The 16955-nt window shown below is 62.4% G+C and carries 17 protein-coding genes; 11 read left to right on the top strand and 6 right to left on the bottom strand.

Annotated elements, in window-relative coordinates:
• Positions 1-20: 20 nt before the first annotated feature.
• The 3 genes from FGE05_RS05965 to hpaA all read right to left on the bottom strand — a co-directional run bounded on the left by FGE05_RS05965 (position 21) and on the right by hpaA (position 3520).
• On the bottom strand, positions 21-1763 hold the full coding sequence (locus FGE05_RS05965) for an OPT family oligopeptide transporter (protein ID WP_139642394.1): 1743 nt from the start codon (positions 1761-1763) through the stop codon (positions 21-23).
• A gap of 163 nt (positions 1764-1926) precedes the next feature.
• Positions 1927-2349 carry a homoprotocatechuate degradation operon regulator HpaR gene (gene hpaR / locus FGE05_RS05960; RefSeq protein ID WP_060742174.1) on the bottom strand — a complete coding sequence of 141 codons (423 nt, stop codon included), beginning with the start codon at positions 2347-2349 and terminating at the stop codon, positions 1927-1929.
• A 265-nt stretch (positions 2350-2614) separates the two neighbouring features.
• Entirely contained in the window at positions 2615-3520 is a 906-nt protein-coding gene (gene hpaA / locus FGE05_RS05950) for a 4-hydroxyphenylacetate catabolism regulatory protein HpaA (protein WP_139642391.1), read from the bottom strand.
• A 184-nt stretch (positions 3521-3704) separates the two neighbouring features.
• Here hpaA and FGE05_RS05945 point away from each other — a divergent pair, with 184 nt between their 5' ends.
• The 8 genes from FGE05_RS05945 (at position 3705) to hpaI (ending at position 11120) form a co-directional block, all read left to right on the top strand.
• Positions 3705-4382, top strand: coding sequence for a fumarylacetoacetate hydrolase family protein (locus FGE05_RS05945; protein WP_139642389.1), 678 nt, complete (start codon positions 3705-3707; stop codon positions 4380-4382).
• On the top strand, positions 4379-5149 hold the full coding sequence (locus tag FGE05_RS05940) for a fumarylacetoacetate hydrolase family protein (protein WP_139642387.1): 771 nt from the start codon (positions 4379-4381) through the stop codon (positions 5147-5149). Before FGE05_RS05945 ends, FGE05_RS05940 begins: the two co-directional genes overlap by 4 nt.
• A gap of 5 nt (positions 5150-5154) precedes the next feature.
• Positions 5155-6615, top strand: a complete 1461-nt coding sequence (gene hpaE / locus FGE05_RS05935; protein WP_139642385.1) for a 5-carboxymethyl-2-hydroxymuconate semialdehyde dehydrogenase — start codon at positions 5155-5157, stop codon at positions 6613-6615.
• Positions 6616-6863: 248 nt separating this feature from the next.
• Positions 6864-7721: a 3,4-dihydroxyphenylacetate 2,3-dioxygenase gene (gene hpaD / locus FGE05_RS05930; RefSeq protein ID WP_024779825.1), complete on the top strand. Its 858-nt coding sequence runs from the start codon at positions 6864-6866 to the stop codon at positions 7719-7721.
• A 24-nt stretch (positions 7722-7745) separates the two neighbouring features.
• Positions 7746-8138, top strand: a complete 393-nt coding sequence (locus tag FGE05_RS05925) for a 5-carboxymethyl-2-hydroxymuconate Delta-isomerase (protein ID WP_139642382.1) — start codon at positions 7746-7748, stop codon at positions 8136-8138.
• Positions 8139-8185: 47 nt separating this feature from the next.
• On the top strand, positions 8186-9490 hold the full coding sequence (locus tag FGE05_RS05920; protein ID WP_139642379.1) for an MFS transporter: 1305 nt from the start codon (positions 8186-8188) through the stop codon (positions 9488-9490).
• Between the two features lie 10 nt (positions 9491-9500).
• Positions 9501-10304: a 2-oxo-hept-4-ene-1,7-dioate hydratase gene (gene hpaH / locus FGE05_RS05915; protein WP_139642377.1), complete on the top strand. Its 804-nt coding sequence runs from the start codon at positions 9501-9503 to the stop codon at positions 10302-10304.
• Positions 10305-10322: 18 nt separating this feature from the next.
• Positions 10323-11120: a 4-hydroxy-2-oxoheptanedioate aldolase gene (hpaI, locus tag FGE05_RS05910; protein WP_139642375.1), complete on the top strand. Its 798-nt coding sequence runs from the start codon at positions 10323-10325 to the stop codon at positions 11118-11120.
• Positions 11121-11261: 141 nt separating this feature from the next.
• On the opposite strand, the gene hpaR (FGE05_RS05905) is transcribed toward hpaI, so the two are convergent.
• From hpaR (FGE05_RS05905) to FGE05_RS05895, 3 genes are all read right to left on the bottom strand, one after another.
• The gene (gene hpaR / locus FGE05_RS05905) at positions 11262-11684 is read right to left on the bottom strand and encodes a homoprotocatechuate degradation operon regulator HpaR (protein ID WP_041020126.1); all 423 of its coding nucleotides are present in this window, start codon (positions 11682-11684) and stop codon (positions 11262-11264) included.
• Between the two features lie 238 nt (positions 11685-11922).
• Positions 11923-12864, bottom strand: a complete 942-nt coding sequence (locus tag FGE05_RS05900; RefSeq protein WP_139642373.1) for a p-hydroxyphenylacetate 3-hydroxylase reductase component — start codon at positions 12862-12864, stop codon at positions 11923-11925.
• A gap of 72 nt (positions 12865-12936) precedes the next feature.
• The gene (locus tag FGE05_RS05895; protein WP_139642371.1) at positions 12937-14106 is read right to left on the bottom strand and encodes a p-hydroxyphenylacetate 3-hydroxylase oxygenase component; all 1170 of its coding nucleotides are present in this window, start codon (positions 14104-14106) and stop codon (positions 12937-12939) included.
• Positions 14107-14404: 298 nt separating this feature from the next.
• On the opposite strand from FGE05_RS05895, the gene FGE05_RS05890 reads away from it, so the two are divergent.
• From FGE05_RS05890 to FGE05_RS05880, 3 genes are all read left to right on the top strand, one after another.
• Complete coding sequence (locus FGE05_RS05890) at positions 14405-15703, top strand: FAD-binding oxidoreductase (protein ID WP_024779817.1); 1299 nt, start codon at positions 14405-14407, stop codon at positions 15701-15703.
• Positions 15704-15833: 130 nt separating this feature from the next.
• A complete protein-coding gene (locus FGE05_RS05885) occupies positions 15834-16199 on the top strand; it encodes a cupin domain-containing protein (protein ID WP_139642369.1) in 366 nt (121 codons plus the stop codon).
• A 52-nt stretch (positions 16200-16251) separates the two neighbouring features.
• A complete protein-coding gene (locus FGE05_RS05880; protein ID WP_139642367.1) occupies positions 16252-16911 on the top strand; it encodes a LuxR C-terminal-related transcriptional regulator in 660 nt (219 codons plus the stop codon).
• Positions 16912-16955: the final 44 nt, after the last annotated feature.

The raw sequence follows: 16955 nt of genomic DNA, 5'->3' as shown, positions 1-16955 counted from the left end.
CGTATGCAATGCTCGGTGAATCACCCATTCCCGAGCATCTGCCACAACGACGCGCCCACCCCGGTCATGCTCTCCCCGGCAATCAACCCCGCCGCCGCGGTGATTGCGAAGCGCTCCGTGAGGCTCGGCCAGCGACAGCTCATCGCCCAGGTCAGCACCGCGCCGAGGGCCATCATCAGCGACACCGAGGCCGGCAGTACGAAAGCCAGGCCCAAGGCCGCGGTACTCGGCAGGAACCGGGCGCGGTGCTCGGGCAACAGGCTGTCGAGTACTCCCAGCAGTAAGCCGACCAGCCCACCGATGGCGATCGCCCAGCGGATGCTCACCGATAACGACGCCAGCCCCTGGGTCAGGGTTTGCGCCACGGCTTTCCAGGTGGCCACCGCCGGAGCCGGCCACTCTTCGGAGAGCAGCATGGCTTGAGGGTCCGGGATCAGAGCCAGATAGGCCAGTACGCCGACGATGCTGCCGACGAAAATACCCAGGGTCTGGGCGACCAACTGCTTGCGCGGTGTCGCACCAATGGCCCGGCCGACCTTGAAATCGTTCATCAAATCCGTGCACTGCCCCGCCGAACCACCGGCGGTGTTGGCACTCATCAGGTTGATCGGCACCTGCCCCGGCGCAACGATGCCGAAGCTCAACTGGGACAACTGTCCGATAGCGCCGATGGGCGGAATACCCGTGGCGCCGACCACTCGGGCGGCCACCGCCGCCAGGCAGATCGCCAGGGGAATGGTCAACAGCGCCATCCATGGATTGATGCCGAACAACAGCGCCTGCAAGCTCACCACCAGTACGATGGCCACCACGAAACCGACGGCAGGCCCAGCCTTGGGCACCACCCAGATTGGCCCACCGCCAGCCCGGATGGTGTTGCGCAAAGTCCATAGGCGAATCGCCAGGGAAGCCAACGTCGAACAGACCATCAGGCTCACGCCCGGCCATAGCAACCACTCCACCAGCGCAGCGAACTGCGGGCCACTGCTGCCATGCGGTAGCTGCACCAGGCCGCGCTCCAGCAGCCACGGCGCCAGCCCGCCCCACGCCAGCAAGGCGCCGAATAGCAGGGTCAAGCCAACGCGAATACCAATGATCCCGCCAAAACCCACCAACAGCAGCGAAGGATCGGCGGTGAATGTCAGCCGCTCCAGTTGAGCGGTTGGCGACCAACGCGGGAAAGCCCACATGAAGGTGTCCACCCACTTGGCCAGCCCGGACAACAACGCGGCGCAGAGCAGCACCCTCAAGCGCGTCGCCGCTTCATGGCCTTGGTTGTAAATGTGCAACAGGGTTTCCAGCGTTGCCATGCCTTCGGGAAACTTCAACGCCTTGTCGTTGAGCAGCGACGGTCGCATATACCAGGCGATCCAGATGCCCAGGAAGCTCACCGAAAATACCCAGGCGACCATGGGAATGGCATCTAATTGTTGGCCAGTCAACAAGGTGTAGGCCGGGATCGGTGCCACCAGTCCACCGGAAATGATCGAGGCCGCCGCGGAGGCCACCGTCTGGTTGATGTTGCTTTCGTGCAGCGTCCAAGGTTGTCGTCCGGCTGAACGCCTGGCGAGGCCTTGCCAGATGGCATAGCCGATCAACAAGGCAATGATCGACATGTTGAACGACCAGCCGATCTTCAACCCGGCGTATACATTGGAAGGCGTCAGCAGGATACCGATCACGATGCCGGTACTGACCGCGCGCACGCTGAGCTCCCGTTCGACGGGGCCATGAAGGGGCAGCGATGACGAGGTTTGAAGCATGCGAAATCCTTATCGGCAGTAAGACGGCGCGATCACTCAACGAGCGACCTAACAAGTGAGCGTCGTACTGGCGGAAGGTTCACAGGTTTAAGACAAGTCCTCGCGCACGTGCTCCGCGAGCCAGGGGTCCGGGATGCCGTTCAGAGGGTGATGTCGCGTGGCATCAAGGCTTGATGTTCTTCAACTCGTTGAGCAACGCCAGCAGTTGCTGCATCTTTTCCTCGCCGAACTGCTCTTCGATCCGTCGATAGTTGCCTTCCATCCCCTCGCTCATGGACACGAAGCACTGCTGGCCGCGTTCGGTCAGGCCAACGAACACCCGACGCTGGTCCTGGCTGGATTTCTGCCGGCGCACCAGTCCATCGCGCTCCAGGCGGCTGAGCACGCCGGTCATGCTGGGTTTGAGGATGCAGGCCTGATGGGCGAGTTGGTGGCTTTCCAATTCACCTTGCTGATGCAGGATGCGGATCACCCGCCATTGCTGCTCGGTGAGGTCGTGCTGGTTCAACGCCGGGCGGAAAAACGCCATGGCCGCTTCGCGGGCCTGCAGCAGGGTCAGCGTCAATGAAGGTCTGGGGTTGGCCATGTTCGGACTGCTTGGATGGACGAGTGGGCAGCTTAGTGGCGCAAATAATTAGCTGCAAGAGCAAGCCGCTTGCTCAAATTTGCCACGGGTTTGTGGCGAGGGGATTCATCCCCGCTGGGCTGCGAAGCGGCCCCAAATCAACTCACTCGGTCAAACAGATACACCGGAGTGTTTGGTTTTAGGTCTGCTCCGCAGCCCAGCGGGGCGGTGCGACGGTTCGCTGAATCCCCTCGCCACAAAAGCAAGTGTTCAATCGAAAGGAGGTTCAGCGCAATCCCGACTGCCGCTGGCGATACTCCCCAGGGGTGAGTTGGGCATAGCGCTGGAAAAAACGGCTGAAATAGGCCGGGTCCTTGAACCCGAGCTGGTAGCAGATTTCGTTGGCCGAGCTGCCGGTGAACAGCAGCAGGCGCTTGGCCTCCTGCATCAACCGCTCCATGATCAGTCGCTTGGAAGGCAGGTCGGCAATGCGCCGGCACACGTCGTTGAGACGCGCCTCGGTCACCCCGATGCCCTCGGCATAGCGCGACAACGGCCAGTGTTGCAGATAGTGCGCTTCGATCAACTCGTTGAAGCGGTGAAAAATCTTCAAGTCCTCATGCCGCGCCGGCCGCGCTTCCAGGGAGTTGGAGCACAGCCGCAACAGGCTGATCATGATCAGCCGCGTCAAACCGTCCAGCGCCACGCTGCGCCCCGGCCGAGCCGCCGCCACCTCCGCGCTCAGTTCCTCGAACAAGTATTCCAACCGGCGTACTTCCCCGGCCTGCTCCGGCCCCAATTGCGTCAGCGCCACACAGGCTGCCGGTAACTGCACGCCAGCCGGTGCGAGCCCGGGGTCGGCGTCGATCAACTGCCAGACCAACTGCTGGCGCACCGTCAGCACGTGTCCGTCGCTGTCGGCTTCGGTCACGAAGGAATGGGGAATGGTCGGTGGCGTGAGAAAGAACATCGGCCCGGATTCAACGTACTGCTGGTCGTCCAGATACACCCGCACGGTACCGCTCTTGACGTAGTGCACCTGAAAGAACCGGTCATGGCGGTGCACCGGCATGTTCCGACCAAAAAAGCCCGCCAGGTTGGCGAGCCGGTCGTAGTGCACCTCGGCATCGCTGTAGCGCTGGTCGTACACCTGGCCAATGTTGATGTTCGGGATCGGCTGACGATCGGTCATCACGCAGTACTCGTTTCTATTCTGATTCAGGCAACGCCCGAGGCTCATCCTGCACCGAATCCGGGAAGGCAACCAGTGCCGGTCATTCTGTCACGCTTGACGATAGTTAACATCTTAATTATAACTGTTAACACATTAACAATATCGCAGAGCCCTCCTCCCTCTGCACCGCCAGGAGACAAGCATGAGCCGTGCCCTGCATGACGTCGCAACCGGCACCCTGTTCGGGGTCGCGCTGAACTATCAGGGGCTGCTGAAGCAGCGCCTCGCCGAGTTCGAGCAACCGCCCTACCAGAAGCCGCCGGTCAAGCCGGTGCTGTTCATCAAGACCCCCAACACCCGCAACCGGCACGACGCCGCCGTGGTCCATCCCGGCCATGGCGAACGATTGCAACCGGGACCCGCCCTGGGCGTGGTGATGGGCAGGTCGGCCAGCCGCGTCAGCGCCGCCGAGGCCCTGGACTACGTGGCCGGTTACACCGTCGTCAATGAATTCAGCCTGCCGGAAGACAGCTACTACCGCCCTGCCGTCAAAGCCAAGTGTCGGGACGGCTTCTGCGCCATCGGCCCGGAACTGGTGCCGAGCGCCAACGTGGCCGATCCCCACAGTCTGGCGATCACGCTCTACGTCAACGGCGAGGTGCGGCAGCAGAACAGCACGGCCAATTTCGTTCGCAACATCCCCCAACTGATCGCCGAGATCAGCGAGTTCATGACCTTGCACGCCGGTGACGTGTTGATCACCGGCACGCCTGAAGGCCGGGTCGACGTGGTGCCCGGCGATCGCGTCGAAGTGGACATCCGCGGCCTGGGCCGTCTCGTCAATACCGTCGTGGCCGAGCAACCAGGAGTACGTTCATGAAACACGCGCGCATTCGTTTCGAGGGTCAGGTCCATGCCGTCACCGTGGAGGCCGGCAACACCGTGCGCCTGGCCGACGGTCGCCTGCTGGCCGAAGACCAGGTCGAGTGGCTGCCACCGGCCACTGGCAGCATGTTCGCCCTGGGCCTGAACTATGCCGACCACGCCGCCGAGCTGGCCTTCAAACCGCCCACCGAGCCCCTGGCGTTCATCAAGTCCCCCGGCACCTACACCGGTCACAACCAGCAGACCTGGCGCCCGGACAACGTCGCGTACATGCACTACGAGTGCGAGCTCGTGGCCGTCATCGGCAAGGCCGCCCGCAACGTCAAGCGCCAAGACGCACTGGACTATCTGGCCGGCTACACGGTGTGCAACGACTACGCGATCCGCGACTACCTGGAAAACTACTACCGCCCCAACCTGCGGGTGAAGAACCGCGATGCCACGACCCCCGTCGGGCCGTGGATCGTCGATGTCGCCGACGTGCCGGACCCGGCCAACCTGAAGCTGCGTACCTGGATCAACGGTGAACTGCGCCAGGAAGGCAGCACGAAGGACATGATTTTCGACATCCCCTACCTGATCGAGTACCTGTCCAGCTTCATGACCCTGCAACCCGGCGACATGATCGCCACCGGCACGCCGGAAGGCCTGGCGGACGTGGTGCCCGGTGATGAAGTGGTGGTGGAAGTGGAAGGCGTCGGCCGCCTGGTCAATCGAATTGTCAGCGAAGCCGCGTTCTTCGCATCCCGTAAAGAGGCTTGAGCAACATGATCAAACACTGGATCAACGGCCGTGAGGTCGAAAGCAAAGACGTCTTCATCAACTACAACCCGGCCACCGGCGAAGCCATTGGCGAAGTCGCCAGCGGCGGTGCCGAGGAAGTGGCCCAGGCCGTGGCCGCGGCCAAGGAGGCCTTTCCGAAGTGGGCCAACACCCCTGCCAAGGAACGTGCCCGGCTGATGCGCAAGCTGGGTGAGCTGATCGATCGCGACGTGCCGAAACTGGCCGAGCTGGAAACCCTCGACACCGGCCTGCCGATCCACCAGACCCGCAATGTGCTGATTCCCCGGGCCTCTCACAACTTCGACTTCTTTGCCGAAGTCTGCACCCGCATGGACGGTCACACCTACCCGGTCGACGACCAGATGCTCAACTACACCCTGTACCAGCCGGTGGGCGTCTGCGGGTTGGTGTCGCCGTGGAACGTGCCGTTCATGACCGCGACCTGGAAGACCGCGCCGTGTCTGGCCCTGGGCAACACCGCCGTGCTGAAGATGTCGGAGCTGTCGCCCCTCACCGCCAACGAACTGGGGCGTCTGGCCGTGGAAGCGGGAATCCCCAACGGCGTGTTGAACGTGATCCAGGGCTACGGCGCGACGGCGGGCGATGCGTTGGTCCGGCACCCGGATGTGCGGGCGATTTCCTTTACCGGCGGCACCGCCACCGGCAAGAAAATCATGCAGACCGCCGGGTTGAAGAAGTATTCCATGGAGCTCGGCGGCAAGTCGCCGGTACTGATTTTCGAAGACGCGGACCTGGAACGGGCACTCGACGCGGCGCTGTTCACGATCTTCTCGCTCAACGGCGAGCGCTGCACCGCCGGTAGCCGGATCTTCATCCAGGAAAGCGTCTACCCGCAGTTCGTCGCCGAATTCGCTGCCCGCGCCAAGCGCCTGATCGTGGGCGATCCGCAGGATCCGAAGACCCAGGTCGGCTCGATGATCACCCAGGCCCACTACGACAAAGTCACCGGCTACATCAGGATCGGCCTCGAAGAAGGCGCCACCCTGCTGGCCGGTGGCCTGGAACGCCCGGTCAACCTGCCGGCACACCTGAGTCGCGGCCAATTCATCCAGCCGACGGTGTTCGCCGACGTGAACAACAAGATGCGCATCGCCCAGGAGGAAATCTTCGGCCCGGTGGTCTGCCTGATCCCGTTCAAGGATGAAGCCGAAGCCTTGCAACTGGCCAACGACACCGAATATGGCCTGGCGTCGTACATCTGGACCCAGGACATCGGCAAGGCCCATCGCCTGGCCTATGGCATCGAGGCCGGCATGGTGTTCATCAACAGCCAGAACGTACGCGACCTGCGCCAGCCTTTCGGCGGCGTAAAGGGTTCCGGAACGGGGCGCGAAGGTGGACAGTACAGCTTCGAGGTGTTTGCCGAGATCAAGAACGTTTGCATTTCCATGGGTGGGCATCACATTCCGCGATGGGGTATCTAAAACCAGCGATGAACCCTGTGATGACCACAACCCCTGTGGCGAGGGGATTTATCCCCGCTGGGCTGCGAAGCAGACCTCAAACCAGACACCTCGGTGTGTCAGGTTGATCGGGGTTGACTGATTCAGGGCCGCTTCGCGCCCCAGCGGGGATAAATCCCCTCGCCACAAGGGCTGTGGTCCATTCAGAACAGGTTGTGACTCACCGATTACCCAAGACCCAACAAGAACAATTTTTCAGGAGAATCATCATGGGCGAAGTCGTCCTGGCTGCGAAGATCTGCCACGTTCCCTCGATGTACCTGTCCGAGCTGCCCGGCAAGCACCATGGCTGCCGCGCGGCAGCGATCGCCGGGCACAAGGAAATCGGCCGCCGCGCCCGTGAGCTGGGTGCCGATACCGCCGTGGTGTTCGATGTGCACTGGCTGGTCAACAGCGCCTATCACGTCAACAGCGGCGAACATTTCAAGGGCATCTACACCAGCAACGAGCTGCCGCACTTCATCAAGAACATGGAGTACGAGTACTCGGGGGCCCCGGAACTGGGCGAGCTGATTGCCGCTGAAGCCAACGCCGCCGATGTCCGTACCCTGGCCCACAACATCCCCAGCCTGGAACTGGAATACGGCACGCTGGTGCCCATGCGCTACATGCACATGGACGTCCCGCCGGAGCAGAAGCTCAACGTCGTCTCGATTGCCGCCTGGTGTGCCTGGCATCGTCTGCAAGACAGCTTCACCTTCGGCGCCGCCGTGCGCCGGGCCATCGAAAAAAGCGACCGCAAGGTGCTGGTGCTGGCGTCCGGCTCGCTGTCCCACCGGTTCTCCGATGATCGCAACGCCGAAGCCAACATCCATAACTGGACCCGGGAATTCGACAAGCAAGTCGACCTGCACGTCGTCCAGATGTGGCGCGAGGGTCGCTGGAAGGAATTCTGCGCCATGCTCCCGGACTACGCCGAGCACTGCTTCGGCGAAGGCAAGATGCATGACACGGCGATGCTCCTGGGGTTGCTGGGCGGACCGGACTACGACAAGCCCGCCGAAATCATCACCGAACCCTTCGGCAGCTCCGGCACCGGCCAGATCAACGCCATTTTTCCGGTTTGACCAGCCTACGCAGGAGATCCGACGATGCCGCACTTCATCGCTGAGTACACCGACAACATCGAACAACAGGCTGACTTGCCCGGCCTGTTTGAAAAGGTCCACGCCTTGCTGGGCGACAGCGGCGTGTTTCCCCTCGGCGGCATCCGCAGCCGGGGGGTGCGCCTGGACACCTGGCGCATGGCCGATGGCAAGCATGACTACGCCTTCGTGCACATGACGCTGAAAGTCGGCCACGGCCGCGACCTCGCCACCCGCCAGAAAGTCGCGGAGCAACTCTTCGAGGTGATCACCGCGCACTTCGCCGAACTCCAGGCCCAGCGCCTGCTGGCATTGTCGTTCGAGATGATCGAACTGCACGAGCAACTCAACTTCAAGGCCAACAACGTCCACGCCTTTCTCAAGGCCCGGACGAGCTAAGCGCGCCTGCAGTTACCCATCGGCCCTCTGACAAAAAGTACAAGATCATGAGCATAGCCAATCCCGCTGGCACTGCCGGCTCCGTCGCGCACGACCGCACCCACGCCACGATCACCTGGCGGCTGATGCCGTTGCTGTTGGTCTGCTACCTGTTTGCCCACCTGGACCGCATCAACATCGGCTTCGCCAAGATGCAGATGAGCGCCGACCTGCAGTTCAGCGACACGGTCTACGGCTTCGGCGCCGGCCTGTTCTTCATCGCCTACGCGCTGTTTGGCGTGCCGAGCAACATGGCCCTGGACCGGGTCGGACCACGCCGCTGGATCGCCACGCTGATGGTGGTCTGGGGGGCCTTGTCCACCAGCATGTTCCTGATTGACAGCGCCGCCGGTTTTTATGTGCTGCGCTTTCTGCTGGGGGTGGCCGAAGCCGGGTTCTTCCCGGGCATCCTGGTCTTTCTCAATCGCTGGTACCCGGCGCGACGTCGGGCCCAGGTAACCGCGCTGTTCGCCATCGCCGTACCGATGGCGGGGGTTATAGGCGGGCCGTTGTCCGGAGGGATTCTCGAACACTTCCACGAGGTGGGCGGCCTGCGCGGCTGGCAGTGGATGTTCGTCCTCGAGGGGTTGCCGGTGATCCTGCTGGGCCTGGTGGTGCTCAAGTGCCTGCCGGACAGTTTCGAGACGGTCGGCTGGCTCACGCCCCACGCCAAGCAGCAACTGCGCGAACAACTGAGTGTCGAGGAGCAGCGAAAATCCATCACCTCGTTCTCGGCGATCCTCAATAACCCGCAGGTCTGGTTGCTGGTGGCGGTGTACTTCGCCGTGATGCTGGCGGTAAACACCCTGGCCTTCTGGATGCCCACCCTGATCCACGGCGCCGGTATCGGCAGCGATGGCAAGGTCGGCTTGCTCAGTGCGGTGCCCTACCTGGCGGGCTGTTTCTTCATGATCGGCTGCGGTCGTTCTTCGGATCGCAATCGTGAACGCCGCTGGCACCTGTGCGTGCCGCTGCTGATGGCGGCGGCTGGCATCGCCATCGCCGGGCTCTCCCCCGGCAACTCGACGCTGGTGCTCGGAGGCCTGATTGTCGCCGGCATGGGTGCCAGCGCCGCGTTGCCGATGTTCTGGCAATTGCCGCCCGCCTTCCTTTCCAACAACACCCAGGCCGCCGGGATTGCCCTGATTAGTTCCTTCGGCAGCATCGCCTCATTCTTCGCGCCCTACCTCATCGGCTGGATGCGGGACACCACCCAGAGCGCCAGCCTGGCCCTTTATGTCCTGGCGCTGTTCATCACCCTGGGTGGCCTGCTGGTGCTGCGCACCCGGGCCGCCGTCGTCAATCCTCAATAGGGACCTTGTCATGCTCGATCAAAGCCTCATCCAGCAAGCCGCCGCCCGCCTCGACCATGCCGAGCGCTCACGGGAACAGGTGCGGCAGTTTTCCCTCGATCACCCGCAGATCACCCTCGATGACGCCTATGCCATCCAGCGCGCCTGGGTGTCACAGAAAATCAAGGATGGCCGCAAGCTGGTCGGCCACAAGATCGGCCTGACCTCCCGGGCCATGCAAGTCTCTTCGAACATCACCGAGCCGGACTACGGCGCGCTGCTGGACGACATGTTCTTCGACGAAGGCACCGACATTCCCTTCGAGCGCTTCATCGTCCCACGGGTGGAAGTGGAGCTGGCGTTCATCCTCGGCAAGCCGTTGAAAGGCCCGAACGTGACGGTGTTCGACGTGCTGGATGCAACCGAATGGGTGATCCCGGCGCTGGAAATCATCGATGCGCGCATCCAGCAGGTCGACCCGCAGACCAAGGCCACCCGCAAGGTCTTCGACACCATCTCGGACAATGCCGCCAACGCCGGCGTGGTCATGGGCGGTCGCGCGGTGCGTCCCACCGAGATCGACCTGCGCAAAGTGCCGGCGGTGCTCTACCGCAACGGCGTGATCGAGGAGTCCGGCGTTTCGGCGGCGGTGCTCAATCACCCGGCCAAAGGCGTGGCCTGGCTGGCGAACAAGCTGGCGGCCTATGACGTCACCCTGCAACCGGGGCAGGTCATCCTCGGTGGTTCCTTCACCCGCCCGGTGGCGGCCAACCCGGGCGATACCTTTCATGTCGACTACGACATGCTCGGTTCCATCGCTTGCCGTTTCGTCTGACTGTTCGAGGACTGCTTCATGGACATGCCGATCAACACGTTCAAACAACGGCTGAAAAGTGGCGAGGCGCAGATTGGCCTGTGGCTCGGACTGGCCGACGCCTACTGCGCCGAACTGGCGGCCAATGCCGGTTTCGACTGGCTGCTGATCGACGGCGAGCACGCCCCCAATGACGTGCGCACGCTGCTCGGCCAGCTCCAGGCCGTGGCGCCCTACCCCGGCCAGCCAGTGATTCGCCCGGTGATCGGCGACACCGCGCTGATCAAGCAAGTGCTCGACCTCGGCGTGCAGACTCTGTTGGTGCCGATGGTAGAAAGCGCCGGCCAGGCTCGCGAGCTGGTACGCGCCATGCACTACCCGCCCAGCGGCATCCGAGGCGTCGGCAGCGCACTGGCCCGGGCGTCGCGCTGGAACAGCGTCCCCGGTTACCTCGACAAGGCCGATGAACAGATGTGCCTGCTGGTGCAGATCGAAAGCCGCGAGGGCCTGGCCAACCTCGACGCCATTGCCGCCGTGGAAGGCGTCGACGGTGTGTTCATCGGGCCGGCGGACTTGAGCGCGTCCATGGGTTTTCGCGGCAATCCGGGCCATCCGGAGGTGCAAGCGGCCATCGAGGACGCCATCGCCCGTATTCGTCAGGCCGGTAAGGCAGCGGGGATCCTCAGTGCCGATGAGAAACTGGCCCGGCGTTACATCGAGCTGGGTGCGGCATTCGTTGCGGTGGGGGTGGACACGACCGTGCTGATGCGCGGCCTTCAGACTCTGGCGGCGACGTTCAAGGATGCGCCGAAGCCTGCGACGGGTGGGGTTTACTGACCCAAGTCGAGCACCCTGTGGGAGCAAGGCTTGCCCGCGATAAAGCTGATGCGGTTCACCATGAGACCGAGATGGCTTCATCGCGGGCAAGCCTTGCTCCCACAGCTATTCTTTCTCTCCTTAGAAGTCGCAACAGGAAGCTCAGCGCCTGACCGCCTTTAGCTCATTCAGCAACCCCAACAACGTCTGCAACTTCTCCTCCCCCAACTTCTCCTGCAATCGCTGGTAATTGGCCTCCATGCTCTGGCTCATCGAGTCGAAGCACGCCTGCCCCTGGGGTGCCAGGCGCACCAGGACCCGTCGCTGATCCTGCTCGGCCTTGCGCCGCACCACCATGCCCGCCGCCTCCATGCGCACCAGCACGCCGGTCATGCTGGGCTTGAGGATGCAGGCCAGCTCGGCCAGGCGATTGATCTCCAGTTCGTCGTGCTGGCTGAGGATACGAATGACCCGCCATTGCTGCTCGGTCAGGCCATGTTGATTGAGGGAAGGACGGAAAAACCCCATGGCCGCTTCACGGGCCTGTAGCAGGGTCAGGGTCAAGGATTGGCGCGGTTTGGGCATGGAGGAATGTTCGTCGGGGGATTTAGTTAATGAGTTAACTAAATCTTAGCATCACCGCTGCCCAGTTGTCCGTGGTGAGTGAAATCGAGCACCCGCCCCCCCCTGTGGGAGCGAGCCTGCTCGCGATGGCGGTGTGTCTGTCTCAAGATAATTGACTGACCTACCGCTATCGCGAGCAGGCTCGCTCCCACAGGGTACTGGGGTGTTATTGCCTTTTGTATTCGGCATCGAAACTGCATCAAGCGCCCTTGATCACCCCTTTGAGCACCGTCTTGAAATGCTCCACCTGAGCTTCGCCAAACTGGCCGAACACCTTGTCCTGCTGCTCCCTGGCAATGGCCCAGAGCCCTTCGGTTTCGTCGATGCCCTTGACGGTCAGGCGCACCCGGTCGCCGTCATCGCTCACCAAGCCCTTGCGTTTGAGGTTGGCCACGGCCTCTTCGATTTCTCGCACCGGCATCGCCACTTCCCGTTGCAGGTCAGTCAGGTTCAGCCCGGCGTCATTTTCCAGCACCATCAACATCCGCGCTTCGCTGGTCCGTAATCCAGTGGACAGTTGCCGTGGTTGGTAGCTGGCCTGGTACGCCCGCAATGCCTGGGTCATCAGGTAGTAAAGATTGTGGCTCAAGCGCCCCTGGAAGTGACTGCTGGGCGCTTGCCCCTCTTCGCGTCGGGTCATGCGCGTGTGGGGCAGGACCATCGAGTAGGCGCCCTGGTGATAGAGCAGCGGCGAGCGTCCGAAGTCGTCGAAGGCCACGACCTTGCCGATCATGATCCAGTGATCGCCGCCGTCGACCTGCTGGAATTTTTCACAGTGAAAACGTGCGGCGCAATCGGCGAACACCGGCGCCCCACCGACGCCGCTATCGAATTCGATATCAGCGAAGCGATCTTCCTTGGGCCGGGCGAAGTTGTTCGACAGGTCGATCTGGTCGGCAGCCAATACGTTCACGGCAAAGTGACTGGCCGCTTCGAACACGCCGTGGCTGCTGGAGCGTTTGTCGATGCTCCAGAGAATCAGCGGCGGGTCCAGGGACACCGAGTTGAAACTGTTGGCCGTCACGCCGACCTTGCGGCCATCTTCAGCCGCGGCGGTGACCACCGTCACACCGGTGGCAAAGTTACCCAGGGCGCGGCGGAATGCGCGGGTATCGAAGGGGCTATCGGAAATACTGGACATGCAAGACTCCCGGCCGCCTCAGGTGACGGCCTCGATTTATTGTTTTATGGGCGGGACTCGGCGAGCAGGCGGTCACACCATGGAGGGATCGGGCTCCAGGCCCATCAGTTCGCGCCCGAGGATCTGCGCGCAGACGTCGTAGTCGGTGTAGGCATGGGCGCCCGTGAGGTGCGCATCGCGGAACAGCCGTTGCAGTTCGTTGGTTTCGAACCAGGCGCCACCGCCGGCCGCTTCCATCAGCCGATCCACCGCCTGGATGCACATCTTGGTGGCATAGCCCTGGTTGGTTCGCCAGAACGCCAGGGTTTCCCGGCTCGGGTATTCGTGACGCTCGCTGTGCTCGGCGTGCTCCTGCCAGGTTTTTTCGAGGAAGGCCCGGGCCGCCGCCACTTGGTGGGTGGACTCGGCCAGGCGCATGAGCGCCGGGGTGGCCGCCCCCACTGCCGCACCGGTGTAGGCGCGCACGCGGTTGCGGGTTTTCTCGCGAAACACTTCGAGCATGCGTTCGGCCACGCCCAGGCTGACGGTGGAGAAGCCGCTGGCAAAATACGGCCGATACGGCGAGTAGAATATCTTGCTGTCGGGGTACAGGCCGAAGCCGCCGGACTTGCCTTCCATCATGTCCTTGGCTTTCTGGATCCGGTGTTCCGGCACAAACGCGTTGTCGATGATCAACGTCTTGCTGCCGCTGCCGCGCATGCCCACCGCGAACCAGTCATCACGAATGGCATAGTCGCTTCGAGGCAGTACCGCGAAGCAATAGTCCTGGGTGCCTTCGGCGTTCTTGCGGCGAAACCCGACAATCGCCCACTCGGCGTGATCGCAACCGCTGCTCCAGCCCATTTCACCGCTGAACATCACGCCACCCTCAACCTCTTCGGTTCGACCGAACGGTGCGATGCTGCTGCTGGCGGTGGCATCGGGATCGTCGCCCCAGACTTCTTCCTGGGTCTTGGCCGGGAACATCGCCAACTGATGGCTGTGGGTGCATAGCAGGCTCATGGCCCAGGCCGTACTGGCACAGGCGCCGGCCAGCAGCGCGATGCAATCGGCAAACTGTGGCAGGGAAATCTCCATGCCACCGTATTTCTTCGGCAGGAAGGCCCGATGCATACCGATGCCCTTGAGCAAGGCGATATTCTCGGCCGGAACGCTTCGGTCCTGTTCCGCCTGGAAGGCATTGGCGGCGATGACCGGGAGGATGGGCTTGAGGTCTTCGAGCAGCGGATTTGGCTTTTTCATGGACGGGCTCTTTTATTATTGGCGTCTGCCGATCCCACCTGGACTTGCAGGTTCGTGCTGCAGAAATGGTGGGATCAATGATTAAGGCCGGTCCAGTATGGGCATTCAAGGGCAGCCGAAAAATGCACCTTCCAGATCCAAGATTGTACTTTTCATGGCGAAAGAACCGAGCGATGGCGCGCTCGATCAAGTCCCGCGGCACGGATGATCAAGACAAGCGCCCCGCTCCGGGCCCTTAATAGAGGCATCGCGTGCAGGGCTCTGCACGGAGTTTCCTTTCACTTTGTCAGGTTGCGTCATGATCAATATCGAAACGCCCACCTATTACACCGCCACCAAGAAGTACAACCTCAGCTTCCCCACCCTGGAGCAAGACGTGGAAGCCGATGTCGTGGTGATTGGCGGTGGTTTCTCCGGCATCAACACCGCGCTGGAGCTCGCTGAAAAAGGCATCACCAATATCGTGGTGCTCGAGGCGCGCTACTTGGGCTTCGGTGGTACCGGGCGCAACGGCGGACAGATCATGGCCGGGATCGGGCATGACCTGGAAAAGATCAAGAAGGACGTGGGCGAAGACGGTCTGCGCCAGGTCTTCGAGATCAGCGACCTGGGCGCGGACATCATCAAGGACCGCATCGCCAAATACGCCATCGATGCCGACTTCTGCCACGGCTATGGCTACATGGGCTTCAACGCCCGCCAGGAAAAAACCCTGCGGGCCTGGGAGAAAGACTTCAAGTCGATCAACAGCAAACACGAGATCCGCTTTCTCGGCGGCTCCGATGTCCAGCAGATCATCGGCTCCAAGGCCTACGGCAGCGCCTTGCTGCACATGGGCGGCGGGCATGTGCATTCGCTGAACCTGCTGCTGGGCGAAGCCAAGGCCCTGGCCGGCCACGGCGTGCGTATCTTTGAAAACAGCCCGGCCCTGGAGGTCAGCTACGGCGAACGCATCACCGTGCGCACCGGGCGCGGCTCGGTCAAGGCCAGCAAACTGCTGTGGGCCTGCGACAGCTTCCTCAACAAGCTGGAGCCGGAGCTGCATCGTTCGACCATCAACACCTACGCCTTCCAGATGATGACCGAGCCGTTGTCGGATGAACTGATCCAGCGCATCAGCCCGATCCGCGGTGCCTACAGCGACATTCGCCCGGTGATCGACTACTACCGCGTCACCAATGAAAACCGTTTGCTGTTCGGTGCCGCCACGCCGCTGGTGGAACACATCCCCCAGGACCTCAAGGCCTGGAATCGGCACCTGATGCTGAAGATTTTCCCCTACCTCAAGGACGTGAAAATCGACCTGGCCTGGGGCGGTCCGATGGCGTGCAGCCCGAATCTGTTCCCGCAGATCGGCACCCTGCCCGGCCGCCGCAACGCCTTTTTCGTCCAGGGTTATTCCGGCTTTGGCGTCACGCCGAGCCACATCATCTGCAAGGTGCTGGCCGAAGGCATGAGCGAAGGCTCGGCCCGCTACGACCTGGTCAGTTCCATCAAGCGCCCGACCATCATCGGCAAAGATGCCATCCGGCCGCTGCTGCTGACCGCTGGCAAGTCCTGGCATCAGCTGTCGGGTTACTGGAATGGGCGTCGCTGACGTGTAGTGGGCCTGAATCCGTATCTGAGTGCCTATGGGGCTGCTGCGCAGCCCAACGGGGCGGTGCGACGTCTCGCTAAATCCCCTCGCCACAAAACCACATCCGTCTCAATCATCAGGAGTCACTGCCATGTCCCTCATCACCCTCAAGAAAGACATCCAGCTGTCCGAACTGGACGCCTGGGGCACCGTTGCCGACCTGGGTTCGCAAATCCTCGAAGGCGAAGTCAAAGCCTTCGGCAAGATGACCTTCGGCGCCCCGACCGACGCCATCAGCAGCGCCTACTTTGGCACCACCCAGGGCAAGTTCAGGATGGTGTATCCCTTCGCCGAACAAGCCACCGTGGTCACTGGCGAAGTGGTGCTCACCGACGAAGCCACCGGCCAGAGCACCCGCTACAAGGCCGGCGACAGCTGGTTCGTGACCAAGGGCACGCCAGTGCTGTGGGAAGTGGTCAGCGAGAGTTTCGTCAAGCACTACTTCGCGGTAGCCTGACCGGACAGGGCCGCCGGAATCACCGGCGGCCCGTATGACGAAGGTTACGCCCATGAACCTGATCGCCACCCAGGACATCGCCGGCCACTGCCTGCAAGCGTTCACCCAGCTGATTCCCGCCAGCCGGGCGGCCTTCTACTGCGTCGACCGGCACTTGCAGGCCCATGATTTCAGCCTGCACGGCATGAGCGGCGAAATGCACCGCGATTACCTGGACAATTACTGCCAGTTCGATCCGCTGCAACCGCGCAAATGCGTGTCCGGCGAGCAGGCAGTGGTGCCGCTGGGCCTGGCGATGGCCCGCCAACCGGTACGGGACAACCAGCGCTACCGCAGCTTCTTGCAGCGCCACGGCATTGTGGATGTGGTGGAAGTCTTCGCCCGTCGGGACGGTCAGCCGCACGCCGCCATCTCGTTGCTGCGCACCGCCGAACAAGGTGCCTTCACCAGCCAGCAGTTGAGCCAACTCAACGCCTTGCAGGGGCTGCTGCAACTGGCCGTCGCCCACCTGCCCGACCACGAGGATGCCTTGAGCAATTTGACGCCCAAGGAGCGCCAGATCGCCTTGCTATTGCGTCAGGGCGTCAGCAACAAACACCTGGCCCGGGAGTTGGATGTGGGCTTGCCGACCATCAAGACTCACCTGATCAACCTGTTCCGCAAGGTCGGCGTGAGCAGCCGCACCGAGTTGGTCAGTTCGCTGTTTCTCTGACACGGCTCAACCATCCGGTTGATAGTCCACGACTGCACAGGCGC

Origin of the sequence: Pseudomonas sp. ICMP22404, from assembly GCF_006227205.1 — a bacterium.
Classification (GTDB): domain Bacteria; phylum Pseudomonadota; class Gammaproteobacteria; order Pseudomonadales; family Pseudomonadaceae; genus Aquipseudomonas.
The sequence above is the reverse complement of the archived record's forward strand: the minus strand, read 5'-3'. Positions and strand labels throughout refer to the sequence as shown.